Annotated in this window: 12 protein-coding genes; all 12 read right to left on the minus strand. The window is 54.2% G+C overall.

Features of this window, described 5'->3' with window-relative positions; translation table 11 throughout:
* Positions 1-368: 368 nt before the first annotated feature.
* A complete protein-coding gene (pepD, locus tag BLQ59_RS00005; RefSeq protein WP_074570458.1) occupies positions 369-1,817 on the minus strand; it encodes a beta-Ala-His dipeptidase in 1,449 nt (482 codons plus the stop codon).
* A gap of 90 nt (positions 1,818-1,907) precedes the next feature.
* Positions 1,908-2,471: a cell division protein SepF gene (locus tag BLQ59_RS00010; protein ID WP_074570460.1), complete on the minus strand. Its 564-nt coding sequence runs from the start codon at positions 2,469-2,471 to the stop codon at positions 1,908-1,910.
* Positions 2,472-2,639: 168 nt separating this feature from the next.
* Positions 2,640-4,460 carry a translational GTPase TypA gene (typA, locus tag BLQ59_RS00015; RefSeq protein ID WP_041914690.1) on the minus strand — a complete coding sequence of 607 codons (1,821 nt, stop codon included), beginning with the start codon at positions 4,458-4,460 and terminating at the stop codon, positions 2,640-2,642.
* Positions 4,461-4,588: 128 nt separating this feature from the next.
* Positions 4,589-5,341 (minus strand): exodeoxyribonuclease III, encoded by a 753-nt coding sequence (locus BLQ59_RS00020; protein ID WP_074570463.1) that lies wholly within the window; start codon positions 5,339-5,341, stop codon positions 4,589-4,591.
* Between the two features lie 17 nt (positions 5,342-5,358).
* Positions 5,359-5,880 carry a signal peptidase I gene (gene lepB / locus BLQ59_RS00025; RefSeq protein ID WP_074570465.1) on the minus strand — a complete coding sequence of 174 codons (522 nt, stop codon included), beginning with the start codon at positions 5,878-5,880 and terminating at the stop codon, positions 5,359-5,361.
* Between the two features lie 81 nt (positions 5,881-5,961).
* Positions 5,962-6,303 carry a 50S ribosomal protein L19 gene (gene rplS / locus BLQ59_RS00030; RefSeq protein WP_014424772.1) on the minus strand — a complete coding sequence of 114 codons (342 nt, stop codon included), beginning with the start codon at positions 6,301-6,303 and terminating at the stop codon, positions 5,962-5,964.
* Positions 6,304-6,423: 120 nt separating this feature from the next.
* The gene (gene nuoB / locus BLQ59_RS00035; RefSeq protein ID WP_074570468.1) at positions 6,424-7,149 is read right to left on the minus strand and encodes an NADH-quinone oxidoreductase subunit NuoB; all 726 of its coding nucleotides are present in this window, start codon (positions 7,147-7,149) and stop codon (positions 6,424-6,426) included.
* A 13-nt stretch (positions 7,150-7,162) separates the two neighbouring features.
* On the minus strand, positions 7,163-8,695 hold the full coding sequence (locus tag BLQ59_RS00040) for a hydrogenase large subunit (protein WP_074570473.1): 1,533 nt from the start codon (positions 8,693-8,695) through the stop codon (positions 7,163-7,165).
* Entirely contained in the window at positions 8,695-10,185 is a 1,491-nt protein-coding gene (locus BLQ59_RS00045) for a proton-conducting transporter transmembrane domain-containing protein (RefSeq protein WP_074570478.1), read from the minus strand. The genes BLQ59_RS00040 and BLQ59_RS00045 overlap by 1 nt, the downstream gene beginning before the upstream one ends.
* 8 nt (positions 10,186-10,193) lie before the next feature.
* Positions 10,194-10,820, minus strand: coding sequence for a hydrogenase (locus BLQ59_RS00050; RefSeq protein WP_074570481.1), 627 nt, complete (start codon positions 10,818-10,820; stop codon positions 10,194-10,196).
* A 10-nt stretch (positions 10,821-10,830) separates the two neighbouring features.
* Positions 10,831-11,706: a respiratory chain complex I subunit 1 family protein gene (locus tag BLQ59_RS00055; protein ID WP_074570483.1), complete on the minus strand. Its 876-nt coding sequence runs from the start codon at positions 11,704-11,706 to the stop codon at positions 10,831-10,833.
* A 3-nt stretch (positions 11,707-11,709) separates the two neighbouring features.
* Complete coding sequence (locus tag BLQ59_RS00060; protein ID WP_074570486.1) at positions 11,710-13,692, minus strand: proton-conducting transporter transmembrane domain-containing protein; 1,983 nt, start codon at positions 13,690-13,692, stop codon at positions 11,710-11,712.
* Between the last annotated feature and the right edge of the window lie 56 nt (positions 13,693-13,748).

A 13,748-nucleotide genomic window follows, 5' to 3' on the forward strand; every position in this document is an offset into this window, starting at 1 on the left:
GAGCGACAGTCTGAGCGTAAGCGAAGACCGGCCCGACGCAGGTAGTAACTAGAAAGCACGCTGAAAGACGCGCCGCTGGCCTGCCCGGCGCATCCAGCTAAACAGCTCTAACTTGACAGGGAGGGACGTTTAGCGGAAACAGCAAAAGCACTCCCCCGTGAACCCCTGACAACGTATGAACGGGATACCTTCAGCACGAACTGCCCAACAAACTGCAATTTGAAAAAGTCCGTTGACACGTTGTGAATGAACTGCTCCCCCTATGAGTACAGTTTTATGTTTCTCTGTATCTCATAGGGGGAGCATATCCTTCTGGCAACGAACTTTTCTAATTAAGGAACTATTTCACAGCCCTTTAGTATTCTCTTTTACAGCTTTGCAATCTCATGCAAGGTTTCCACAATCAGATCTACCTGCGGTTTGACCGTTTCTAAGAGCAGGCGTTCTTTCGGGCTGTGGATATCCATAGTGGTCACACCGATAGACACCATATCAAGCTGCGGATTCTTGCGGAAGTGCCAGCCGCATTCGAGGCCGGCATGGATGGTTTCAACCTTCATGTCCTTGCCGTTCTGCTTCTTGAAAGTATCCGCCATGATCTTGGCCAGCTTGCTGTCCTTGTTTTCTTTCCAGCCCGGGGACTGCGTGCCGATATGGGCCGTGAAGCCCGTCAGTGCGCCCCATTCTTCGGCCATGAAGCGGAATTCGTCGAGCTTCTGGTCCACAGCGGAACGCGGGAAGTACTGGATCTTGACTTCCGTGTCCGTGATCTCAACCACGCCCAAATTGGCAGAAGTCTCCACGAGCCCCGGAATCACCGTAGACATGGCAAACGTACCCGTATGCAGGATGGTCAGCAAACGAATCAGACGGGTTTTATCCCCGGCCGTCATGACCTGTTCCGGTGCAGTTACACTCGTCAGCACAAACTGTGCATGCGGATCTACACTGCCATACATCTTGTTAAAACGCTCTTCCTGATCTTTGAGTACCTTTTCAATCACAGCCTTATCCAAATCCGTCACGATAACCATGCGGGCATCGTCAGGAATCGCATTGCGGGCCTTGCCGCCATTGAAGGCTGCCAGTTCCACTTCGCCCTCCCCGGACAAAGCTGCCAGCGTCATAGCCAGCGTGCGGATGGCATTGCCCCGGCCATCGCCGATGCGCTCGCCGGAGTGGCCGCCTAAGAGGCCCTTGACCTCGATCTGCCAGGCAGCGGAAAGTTCCGGCTTCACCCATTTTACTTCCCGAGAAAAGTCAAGGTTGACACTGCCGGCACTGCCCACCGTCAATTCATCGTAGTTTTCCGAATCGCAGTTGATCAGGAATTTGGCATCCTGCAGGTGTTTGGCATCGAGATGGATGGCACCGGTCATGCCCTGCTCTTCATCCACGGTCACGATCATGCGCAGCGGACCATGGTCCTTGGCATTCTTCAGGATATAGATGGCTTCCGCCACGCCGATGCCGTCATCGGCGCCGAGACTCGTGCCATCAGCACGCAGGAATTTCTCGTCGCGTACGAGCTTGATCGCATCCTTGAGCGGATCGAAAGCCACGCCTTCTGCAGCTACGCAGACCATATCCATATGCCCCTGCAGAATGGTCAGCGGAGCATTTTCAAAGCCCGGGCAGGCAGGCTTGTCGGCGATGATATTATTTTTCTCGTCCTGCGTTACCTTCAAGCCCATTTCCTGCAGATAATTTTTCAGGAAATCGCTGACGGCCTGTTCATGGCCGGACTTGCGGGGAATCGCAGCAAGTTTAGCAAATTCAGCTAATACGCCTTCTAAAATTTCGTTGTTCTGTTCCATAATATCTCCACCTTTATACATAGAAATAGACCAGACAATCCCCGCAGGACTGCCTGGTCTAACTAAAGCTAAATTATCAACGGGCAGTTATCAATCCGTCAATGCCATCGTCATGGCTTCTGTCACATCCACCCCATTGGGCACATAAAGCATAATCTGATTGGAAACGCGCTTAGCTGAGCCATCCAGAACATAGCATACACCGTTTACGAAATCACAGATACGGCGCTGTTCTGCAGCCTCAATCTGCTCGTAATTCACCACGCAAGCTTTGCCAGCTTTGAGATCATCCGCAATCGCCGTCACCTGGTCAAAGTTCTTCGGTGCAAAGATCTGCATCTTGAGCTGCGGCTGCTTCGTGGTATGCACGGTCAGCTGCGGCTGCTGCTTCTTCTGCCGGAACACCGGTTCCTGAGTATAGCTGGAACGTTCCATGCGAATGGGTTCACCATTGGCTACCTTGTATTCCTCTGCATAGCTGGTGCTGGCTGCCGCACTGCGACGGCTGGCCTTTGCTGACTTCTGCTGCTGTTTGGCTGCCTTTGCCTCTTCCTCTGCTTCTTCAGTGTAATCAATCTCATCCTCTTCAGGAATAGGCATAATGAGATCTGCCAATCCCATCAACTTGTCCGTAATCTTTGACACTGCCCCCATTTTCGATCGTCCTTCCAGTAATTTAGTAGTTTATATTGCCTGTAGTCAAATACATCAACAAATAATTCCATTTAACATATCTTATAATAGCATAGTTCTTTTCAAAATGCAAAATTCCTGCTGAAAAAATATTTTTTCAGCAGGAATTATTTTACTTATTTATCATTATCAGCCTTTGCGGGCATTCTTGGCTGCACGGCCACGAACCGTACGGTCAAGGATGGACTTGCGCAGACGGATGTGTTCCGGCGTTACTTCGACCATTTCATCATTGTTGATGTATTCGATAGCCTGTTCCAAGGAGAGGATTCTCGGCGGCGTCAGGCGGATTGCTTCATCGGAGGAAGACGTACGCATGTTGGATACGTTCTTCTTCTTGCAAGGGTTGATGTCGATATCGTTATCGCGGGAGTTTTCACCAACAATCATACCTTCATAAACCTGTTCGCCCGGCTCGATGAACATCACGCCGCGATCCTGCAGGGAGAAGATACCATAACCGGTGGTCTCGCCCTGTTCGAAGGCAACGAGGGAACCGCGCGTACGGCCCGGGATGTCACCCTTGTACGGAGCATAGCCATGGAACACGTGGTTCATGATGCCGTTACCCTTCGTGCTCGTGAGCAGTTCGGAACGGAAACCAATCAGGCCGCGGGCCGGAATGGTGAATTCGAGGCGCATGTAACCAGCCGTCTCCGTCATGTTCGTGAGCTCAGCCTTACGCGTGCCAAGACCTTCCATAACAGCGCCCATGTATTCCTGCGGCACTTCAACCGTCAGGTTCTCGATCGGTTCGCAGAGCTGGCCATTGATGGTCTTGTAAACAACTTCCGGTTTGCCGACCTGCAGTTCATAGCCTTCACGGCGCATAGTTTCGATCAGGATGGAGAGATGCAGTTCGCCACGGCCGGAAACCTTGAACACATCAGCAGAATCCGTTTCCTCAACCTTCATAGCCACGTTGGTCTCGATTTCCTTGAACAGGCGGTCACGCAGGTGACGGGACGTTACGAACTGACCTTCACGGCCGGCAAAGGGGCTCGTGTTGACACCGAAAGTCATGGACAGCGTCGGCTCGTCGATGTTGATGGTCGGCAGAGCTTCCGGATTTTCAGCATCGGCAACCGTGTAACCGATGGATACATCGCCGAGGCCGGTCAGGGCAACGATCTCACCCATGCTGGCAGATTCGCTCTCTACGCGCTGCAGGCCCTGATACGTGAATACCTTGCCAATCTTGGCCTTGGTTTCCTGGTCGCCATTGATGATGCAGACATTCTGGTTCGGCTTAGCCGTACCGCGGATGATACGGCCGATGGCCACGCGGCCTACAAAAGCATCGGATTCGAGCGTCGTAATCATCATCTGCAGCGGAGCATCCGGATCACCATGCGGAGCCGGGATTTCCTTGACGATGGTTTCCATCAGCGGTTCGAGGTTGTCGTTGTCGTCATCCATGCTGTACTTGGCAATACCGTCACGGGCCGTAGCATAGATAACCGGGAAGTCGAGCTGTTCATCATCGGCATCGAGTTCCATGAAGAGTTCGAGAACTTCATCATAAACATCGTCTACACGCTGATTCGGCTTATCGATCTTGTTGATGACCACGATCGGCTTGAGCTTCTGCTCAAGAGCCTTGCGCAGCACGTACTTCGTCTGAGGCATCGGGCCTTCAAAGGCATCTACGAGCAGGACAACGCCGTCAACCATGTTGAGAACACGTTCAACTTCACCGCCGAAGTCAGCATGGCCCGGGGTGTCCACGATGTTGATCTTTACGCCGTTGTACATAACAGCCGTGTTCTTGGACAGGATCGTAATGCCGCGCTCACGCTCGATATCGCCGGAGTCCATGACGCGTTCCGCAACCTGCTCGTTGGAACGGAACACATGGCTCTGCTTCAGCATGCCATCAACCAGGGTGGTCTTACCATGGTCAACGTGGGCGATAATGGCAATGTTTCTCAGATTTTCATTGGTCGTCATACTCATTTTAGTGTAATCTGCCTCCTAATATAAAACAAGAAAGGATACAAAATTGTATCCTCACTTCAACTCAACATAACGTATAAATTTTATCCTAAGGAACCGTACCTGTCAAGGATTTTCTAACATTATTCCAACTCCAGGCCAACAGGACAATGATCGCTGCCAAAAATCTCATTGTGGATGGTGGCATCCTTGATTCTTTCCTGTAACCGCTTGGACGTCACAAAATAGTCAATCCGCCATCCGGCGTTGTTGTCCCGGGCTTTGCGCAGGTAAGACCACCAGGTATAGATGCCCGTGCGCTCCGGATACAGGGTGCGGAAGGTGTCGATAAAGCCGGCATCCAGAAGCTCGCCAAACTTGCCGCGCTCTTCATCAGTGAAGCCGGCATTGTGATGGTTCGTCTTCGGATTCTTGAGGTCAATCTCCTGATGGGCCACATTGAGGTCCCCGCAGATGACCACGGGTTTCGTTTCATCCAGCTTCATTAAATAGGCCCGGAAGGCATCCTCCCATTCCATGCGGTAGGAAAGCCTCTCCAGTTCCCGCTTGGAGTTCGGCGTATAGACCGTAACCAGAAACATTTCGGGAAATTCCAGCGTGATCACACGGCCTTCATGGTCGTGCTCCTCAATGCCGAGGCCATAGGTGACACGCATCGGCTCGATGCGGGAAAACACCGCCGTACCAGAGTAACCTTTCTTTTCAGCACTGTTCCAATACTGCTTATAGCCCGGCAGATCGAGGATGGCCTGATCCGGCTGCATCTTCGTTTCCTGCAGGCAGAACACATCGGCGTCCAGCTTGCAGAATGACTCCATAAATCCCTTTTTCAGGCAGGCCCGCAGGCCATTGACATTCCAGGAAATAAACTTCATCGTCTACGCCTCCCCTGTTACGGCAGTGTCTTGAACTGCCCAATCGGCCAGAACACCAGCATGGCCTTGCCCTTGATGAGATCTAAAGGAACAAAGCCAACATCGGCAAAGCGGCTGTCCTCGGAATTGTTGCGGTTATCCCCCATCACGAAGATGGTGCCTTTCGGAACTGTGGATTTCGGATATTCGCTGCGGGTGGGTTCGAGGATATAATCCTCATTCAGGAGCTGGTCATTGACAAAGACCTTGCCCGCCTTGATTTCCACCGTATCACCGGCCGTCGCGATCACGCGCTTGATGAAATCGCGGCTGCGGTCGCGGGGATATTCAAATACGAGGATCTCGTTCTTCTGCGGCTCGCGGAAGTTATAGATGAACTTATTGACCACCAGCCGCTCCTGCGATTGCAGTGTCGGCCGCATGGACGGGCCATCCACGATGTATAATTCCACGATAAACTCGCGGATAAAGAAGGCCAGCACCACCGCAATGACGATGGATATCAGCCAATCCTTTGCTTCTTCGCCTAATGAACTCATAGGGGTTCCTCCTCTTGTTGTATTTGCTCATCTTACGCAAAAATAGGGACTGCTCGGAAGCAGTCCCTACCGTTACGCAGATTAGCGTTTTTCTTTGATACGAGCAGCTTTACCCGTAAGGTTGCGCAGATAATAAAGTTTTGCACGACGGACAACACCGCGGCTGACAACTTCAATCTTAGCAATACGCGGAGAATGAACCGGGAACAGACGTTCTACGCCGATGCCGTAGGAAATACGACGAACGGTGAAAGTCTCACGAACGCCAACGCCCTGACGAGCGATTACGCGGCCTTCGAATACCTGAATACGCTCACGGTTGCCTTCGACGATCTTTGCATGTACGCGAACCTTGTCGCCAGGTGCAAAAACGGGAATGTCGCTGCGGAGCTGTTCTTTCTCCAGAGTCTCGATGATGTTCATTTTTATTTTCCTCCTTAATCAGACGTTCGTGGCAAGCTCATGCCTGCTCAGAGGACCGCCCACATACCTAAGTAGTTTATCATAAATACAGGAACGCTTCAATACCTAAAAAAAATATTTTTACATTTTCTCTGCCAGTATATCGGCGGCGGCCAGAAGCCCCGCAATCATCGCGCTCGGGCGCGGTGGGCAGCCCGGGATGTAGATATCCACAGGCACGACCTGGTCTGCGGCACCGACGATGGCATAGCTGGCGCCATAGGTTTCGCCGCCTGCGGCACAGGCACCGCAGGCCATCACGAGACGCGGTTCCGGCATGGCTTCATAGGACATCCTAAGTGCCTGTTCCAAATTCCGCGTGACCACGCCCGTGACCATCAACAAATCTGCATGGCGCGGGCTGGCATCAACATGGACACCATAGCGGTGCAGGTCGTAGATGGGATTGGACATGGCACCCATCTCGAAGTCACAGGCATTGCAGGAACCGGCGTCGAGATGACGCACATGGAGGCTGCGGCCCAATTTCTGCCGAATCACTTCTGCCGTAACTTCAGCGGCCTCCTCAGTGATGACCGGCATGGCCTCTTCCCGGCTATGCTGCAGGCTGCCCATGGCCCGCTCCACACATTTGCCGCAGAAGATGCATTTTTTATAGTCAACGGCATATCCCTGCCCATTGTCTGAAGCGGCAAAGGCGCCCACCGGGCAGGCTTTGGCACAGGCTTCGCGCATGGCTATACTGCAGCTGCCCGTGATTTTCCCGCGGAAGCGTTCACTGCCGGTGAGGGAAATCTTTTCGGTGGCGATCTTATCGCCCAATAATCGTTCTATTACCTTAAACATATTCGCTCCTCACTTAACGGTCAATGCAGGCATAGCAAAGCTCGAAACTCTTATTGATCAGCGGGAAATCGGGAATGATATCCCCCTGCACCGCAATGGTCACGGCCGGCCAGTTCGGATAGGACGCACTGCGAACAAAGATACGGTCAATCTTGCCCTCCTGCATGGCCACGAACTGGAAGTTGCTGCCCCGGGCCGATTCGCTGAGGCCCCAGTCATCGCCGCTTACTTTTGACCAATCAATCTGACAAGTCAGATTGACGGCGTCATTTGACTTGTCATTCTGGAGCATGCCTATGAGCTGGCGCACAAGCTTAAAGGATTCCGTAAGTTCGGCAATGCGCACAGCAAGTCTTGCTGCCACATCACCAGTTTTTTCTGTGACCATATTGAAGTCCAGTTCCGGATACAGGCCGTAGGCAAAGTCCTTGCGGCTGTCATGGGCAAAGCCCGAAGCGCGGGCGCCCACGCCCACCATGGCCAGATCCACGGCCGTTTCCTTGCGCACAATACCGGTCGTGCGCACACGGTTCTGGAAGTTGGCCTGCTGGGCAAACATTTCCGTCAGGTCATTTACGCTGACCTCTGTCTTATCCATGATATCGGCAATATCCTTGCAGAGTGCACTACTGATATCCTGGCGCACGCCACCCGGAACGATCACGCCGCGCAGGAAACGGTTGCCCGCAATGCGTTCCTGCAGGCGCATCAGCATTTCCTTCGTGCGGCCACCGAGGCTGATGGCGGGATTGAAGCCCACACCGGCGGGGATATTGCCCAGGTCACCCACATGGTTGGTGATGCGCTCGATTTCCATGAGCAGGGTGCGGATGATTTCCGCCCGCCGGGAAATCTTTACGCCCGCAATCTTTTCCACAGCCTGACAGAAACTCCAGGTATTAGCAATGGAGCAGGCACCACAGATACGCTCCACGATGGGCAGCGCCTCCTCCGGCGTCTTACCTTCCATGACTTTTTCGAGGCCGCGATGGGTATAGAACAGGCGCGCATCCAACTGCAGCATGGATTCGCCGGCCTGACTGAAGCGGAAATGCCCCGGCTCGATGATGCCCGCATGGATGGGCCCCACCGGCACTTCATAAACGCCCTCACCGCGGGCCACGCTCATATCCATGCGGCGGCTGCCATGCACATCGGCGTCTTTCTCCACGGACTTGCGCAGGGGATAGAAACCTTCGGGGAAAGTGTCATGAAGCACCAGCGGACGCGGATCGGGATGGCCCTGCGGCACGATGCCGAACATATCCTGAATCTCCCGCTCGTACCAGGCAGCAGCCGGGATGAGGGGCGTCAGGGACTCATAGCAAAGGGACTCCCCTTCGCCGAACACTGCCTTGACCGCTTCGAGCTTATGCTCGCCCAGGTTCTCAAACACCGCATAGATGGCATAACCCTTGACTGCCGGATTTTCCGTTTCATCCCGGCCAAACATAGCCGTCAACGGATTCTTGCCGCCGTTGGACAAGATATTAGCCGTGCCGCGGAAATTTTCGGGTTTGACGATTTTCAAAGACCAATCTGCCATCAGCATACACCTCCCAGTACTATCTTCGCTGCTGCCTTCAGCATGGTGCCCACAAAGGGAATCTCATAGGCAAAGGCACTCACCAAGCCGCTGGCCGCCAGCATCAAAAACAGCACGGCGCTGTCCAGACGCCCCATCAGCTCACCAGCCGCCTTGCGGGTGGGCTTGCCACCCAGCATGCGCATGGCATGATAGAGGATACCAATCAGCATACCGGCAAGCAGAACCAAAGCCAGGATACCCAGATACGGATGCTCCGCCTGGAAGAAACTGGCAATGATATAGAACTTGCTGAAGAACACGCCCATGGGCGGCATGCCCAGAATGCCCACGATGCCCAGCAGCCAGAACATTGCCGTCTTGGGGGCCTGCTGCATCATGCCATGGATGCGCATCATATTTTTCGTGGCGTAGGTTTCCATGATGGTACCCGCCGTATAGAACAGCATGTATTTGACCAGAGCATGGTTAAACATATGCAGGAGTGATGCCTCTGCGGCCATCGGCATGAACAGGCCGAAACCTGCTGCCAGAAGGCCGAAGTTTTCCATGGAGGAATAGGCCAGCATGCGCTTCACGTCACGCTGCACCACCACAAAGGGCACGGCCAGCGCAATGGTCAGCAGACCAAAGCCCACATACATGGAACTGATGAAATCCAGCCCGACCACGGGCATCACAATGGCCGTAGCGCGCAGGAGCACATAGAGCGCACAGATGCAAAGTGCGCCCGAGAGCAGGCCACTCGTAAGTGCCGGCGCTTCCGAATGGGCATCGGGCAGCCAGGCATGCATGGGCGCCAGGCCAATCTTCGTGCCATAGCCTACGAACAGGAAGGCAAAGGCGAGCTTTGCCACTTCTGGATCGAGCATCTGGGCATGAATAGCCATAAACTCCCAGTTCAGAGGCAAAACATCTCCCATGGACTGCAGCTGGCCGTAGTAGAGGATAATCGTACCCAAAAGTGCCAGACAGATGCCCACGGTGCAGACCATGACATATTTCCAGGCCGCTTCGAGGGAGGTACGGGTGAATTTGAAGGCCACCAGCAGGGCCGAAACCAAGGTCGTGGCTTCAATAGTCACCCACATCAGACCGAGGCTGTCCACCGTCACCACGAGCATCATGGTCCAGACGAAGATATGGGACAGCGCATAGAAACGGCCTTCGAGATGCGTGAAGCGCCGCAGATAGCCATAGCGGATATTCGTATCGCGCTCCAGATAAGCCTTGCTCGTCCAGGCAAAGGCCAGATAAAGTGCCCCCACGATCAGGAGCATCCAGATGCTCAGGGCATCCACATAGAAAAATCCCATCCGGATTGGCGTATCCGGATGCAAGGAGAAGTTCATCCCCAGATCCAGGATCAGGCCGAAAACCACCGTGGCCGTCAGCCGGTCGGCAACGTGCAGGAGCTTCAGTCCCAGCACATTAGAGGCTGCCACCACTGCAAAGAGCAGCGGCAGTCCCAGTATATAATAAAGTTCCATAAACTACCTCAGCCCTTCAACTTTCTCATTACCGTCGTATCCGTGGTCATAAAGGAAAGACTCATGCGATTGGTCAGGATCACCAATACCACCACGGCAATCAATACATCCAGGAACACGCCCAGCTCCACCACGAGCGGCAGACCTTCCGTGATGATCAACCCCAGCAGATAAATGCCGTTTTCCAGCGTGATCAGGCCGCATATCTGCAGGATGGCGCGCTTGCGCATGACCATCAAAGCCAGCCCTGTCATGATCATCATGATGGTGGCCGCAAAGATATCCTGCTCCATCGGATTGAGCATAAAGCGGTTGCCCAGCACATAGCCGAAGACCAGGAAAGCCGCCGCAGCCACCGTCGAATAGTTTACATTGATATCGGAAAAGATTTCCCGGTCATCGGTAATGCGTTTGATGAGCTTCAGCATCGCCATGGGAATAAAGATGACCTTTACCCCCAGCGTCAAAGCAAAGGGAATCAGCGCATGCATCAGCCCATGATTGAGACCGGCCAAGAGACAGGCACAAGCTACGATCACCGACTGGGCCATCAGCGCCAGCACCGAGCGGCGCAGCTCCATCACGCGTGTCTGTACAAAGACCACGAAGAGGAGCAAAACTACCAAATATTCCATTTTCTCCTCCTTACTGCGCAATGATGGCTACGGCCAGCATGATGACCGCCGCCGACAGATAAACACGGACTTTGAACAGGCGCATCTTATTGTTGAGGATTTCCACCAGACCAATCAGAAGCGCACTCAGGAGAACCTTGACCGCAATGGGCAGCGGCAAGGGCAGATAAAGCGTGCCGAACAGCACCAGGAACGAAAGCATCTTGAGCATGCTGCCCAGATGGATATAGCTCAGGAGACGTCCGGAATATTCCAGCGTCATGCACTCGTGGATCATCGTGAGCTCCAGATGCGTATCGGGGTTATCCACCGGCAGGCGGCTGTTTTCCGCCAGCATCACGAGGAAGAAGGCCACGCCGCCCAGTACGGCCGGAACCGTGAAATAGAAGGCATTGTAGTCAATGACCATCTGCGAGAGCATCGTCGAACCATAGCGGGAGGCATTCAGGAGGATGGCCAGCATCACCGCCGGTTCCACTAGTACGGAAATGTAGATTTCACGGGAGCCGCCCATGCCGCCAAAGGCCGTGGCCGAATCCATCGAGGCCAGTGTCATGAAGAAGCGACCGAGCGCCAGCACATAGACGAACACAAAGGCATCACCGAAACGGATATTGCCCGTAAGCAGCCCCGGCAGCATCATCGCCGCCATGATGCTGGTCACCAGATAGACGATTGGTGCAGCCAGGAATACCCAGCTCGTATACTTCGTCACAATGACGGGTTTGCGCCACCATTTCCAGAGGTCGAAATACTCCTGGAAGATGCTGGCCCCCTGCCGCTTCTGCAAAAATGCCTTCGTCTTGTTGACAATTCCGGCAATCAGGGGAGCACAGGCCAGTAAAATCAGGGCCTGCAGCGCCGCATTATAGAAACTCAAGGCCATCTTTTACATTCCTCCCCAAATAAGCACAATGACCATGGCAATCATGGTATAACCGATATAGAGCCGCACACTGCCCTGCTGCACAATGCGCAGGGTGTCGGCCACTTTTACCATGATGTGTTCCACCGGATGGTAGAGACGATCCGTGAACTGGTCGGGAATCATCAGATTATAATGTAGCTTGCGTCCAAAATAAGCATGATCCCGCTGCAAGAATACGCGCTCGCGGCGGGGCTTCAGGATAAAGTCAAACGCCCGGCGCAGCGGCTTAGAAAAGCCCGTGGCCGTATACTGCTGGCGGCGGGTTGGTTCCGTACCGCAGTTCCAGGTCACATCCTGATGGACGATGACCTTATTACCGCCCAGCGTCAACGCCAGCAGCGCAAACAGCAGGAGCCCTGCAATCATGATCAGCCAGGGATTGAAGACCGCTTCCGACTGGCCGCCATTCCACCAGAGGCCGATAAAGTCACCGGCCGGAATGGCCAGCGGGCTGTCAATAAGAACCTGACGCATCAGGTTGACAACCGGTGCCGGCATGATGCCCATCGCAAGGATGGCCACGGCTTCAAGTCCCATGCCACAAAGCATCGTAAACGGCATCTCATGGGCTTTGAGCACGAGATTGGAACGGCGGCGCCCTAAGAAAGCCACGCCATAGAGCCGCACGAAGCAGCCCAGCGCCAGAGCACCGGTCAGCCCCAGCAGAATAAAGGCAAAGATGACGAGCAGGCGCAGTTCCGGCCGGCCTGCTTCATAGGCCAGGGACATCATGCCCTGCAAGGTCAGCCACTCGCCCACCAGACCTGCCGTAAAGGGCAGCGAAGCCAAAGACATGGAGCCCACCAGTGTAAAGGCCGCCGTCCAGGGCATCTTCTTCAATAGCCCCCCCAACAGTTCCACATTGCGGGTCCCCGTGGCATGCATGACCGCACCTGCGCTCATGAAGAGCAGGCATTTCATCAGGCTGTGGGCCACAGAGTGCACCAGCACCGCCGTAAAGGCCACCACCGAAAGATACGGCTTATCCATGGCCATCAGGAGCATGCCGCAGCCAAAGGCCGCAAAGATGATGCCCATATTCTCCACCGAGGAATAGGCCAGGATGCGCTTCATATCCTTTTCCATGGAAGCATAGAGCACACCCAGGAAGGCCGAAATCAGGCCAATCACCATCACGATCAGGCCGTAAGCAAAAATATCTGCCCCGATAAATTCAAACACGAAGCGGCCAAAACCATAGACCGCCACCTTCAGCATCACGCCGCTCATGAGTGCCGACACATGGGACGGTGCCGCCGGATGAGCATTGGGCAGCCAGACATGCAGCGGCATCAGACCGGACTTCAGGGCAAAGCCAGCAAAGGCACAGCCAAAGGCGATATGCTTCATGACCGGCGAAAGTTCGCTATGCGCTAAATCCACAAAGGCAAAGCTCTCCGCCCCGCTGCCAAGGATGTAGAAGGCCACGAGGATGGCCGCCGTGCCCAGGTGCGTCATGACCATATACTGATAGGCCGCACCCACCACATGCTTCTTCCCGCTCTCGTGGTTGACCAGCAGGAAAGATACCAAAGCCATGACTTCCCAAGCCAGGATAAAGGTAAAGGCGTCACCAGCCAGTACCACCAGCACCATGGAGCCTAAGAACAGGTTCCAAAGGCCGGCCAGCTGCCGGATGCGCTCACCTAAATACCCCCGGCCATAGCCCAGGCCATAGATGCTAACCGCCGTGCCTGACAAGCCGATGATCAGCAGGAAAGCTGCGGCCCAGCCGTCCACCACCATTGAATAACGGCCCAGCTGCCACAGGCCGCCAGTGCCCAGCCCCATGATTTCCAGCAGGGCCAGACCAAATACCATGAAGCTTGCCACCGAGGCCAGCCCCATGGATACATAATGGGCAGCCAGTTCCAGCCGTTTGGGCCAGACTAACGCCAAAGTGCCAAGGCCATAAAGCCCCAGCGCCCCCATAAATGATTCCATACGTTCCTCCCTAATATAATAGCTTATGATAAATTATAGTAACCTTGACATTATAA

The sequence above is a fragment of the Pseudoselenomonas ruminantium genome (assembly GCF_900104055.1).
Taxonomy (GTDB): Bacteria; Bacillota; Negativicutes; order Selenomonadales; family Selenomonadaceae; genus Selenomonas_A; species Selenomonas_A ruminantium_C.

Excerpts from the sequence above, each read along its gene's own strand:
- BLQ59_RS00055 (WP_074570483.1), bottom strand. The coding sequence starts at position 11,706 with ATGGCCTTGAGTTTCTATAATGCGGCGCTGCAGGCCCTGATTTTACTG.
- BLQ59_RS00020 (WP_074570463.1), bottom strand. The coding sequence starts at position 5,341 with ATGAAGTTTATTTCCTGGAATGTCAATGGCCTGCGGGCCTGCCTGAAA.
- pepD (WP_074570458.1), bottom strand. The coding sequence starts at position 1,817 with ATGGAACAGAACAACGAAATTTTAGAAGGCGTATTAGCTGAATTTGCT.
- BLQ59_RS00010 (WP_074570460.1), bottom strand. The coding sequence starts at position 2,471 with ATGGGGGCAGTGTCAAAGATTACGGACAAGTTGATGGGATTGGCAGAT.
- BLQ59_RS00045 (WP_074570478.1), bottom strand. The coding sequence starts at position 10,185 with ATGGAACTTTATTATATACTGGGACTGCCGCTGCTCTTTGCAGTGGTG.
- rplS (WP_014424772.1), bottom strand. The coding sequence starts at position 6,303 with ATGAACATCATCGAGACTCTGGAGAAAGAACAGCTCCGCAGCGACATT.
- lepB (WP_074570465.1), bottom strand. The coding sequence starts at position 5,880 with ATGAGTTCATTAGGCGAAGAAGCAAAGGATTGGCTGATATCCATCGTC.
- BLQ59_RS00060 (WP_074570486.1), bottom strand. The coding sequence starts at position 13,692 with ATGGAATCATTTATGGGGGCGCTGGGGCTTTATGGCCTTGGCACTTTG.
- typA (WP_041914690.1), bottom strand. The coding sequence starts at position 4,460 with ATGACGACCAATGAAAATCTGAGAAACATTGCCATTATCGCCCACGTT.
- nuoB (WP_074570468.1), bottom strand. The coding sequence starts at position 7,149 with ATGTTTAAGGTAATAGAACGATTATTGGGCGATAAGATCGCCACCGAA.
- BLQ59_RS00050 (WP_074570481.1), bottom strand. The coding sequence starts at position 10,820 with ATGGAATATTTGGTAGTTTTGCTCCTCTTCGTGGTCTTTGTACAGACA.
- BLQ59_RS00040 (WP_074570473.1), bottom strand. The coding sequence starts at position 8,695 with ATGGCAGATTGGTCTTTGAAAATCGTCAAACCCGAAAATTTCCGCGGC.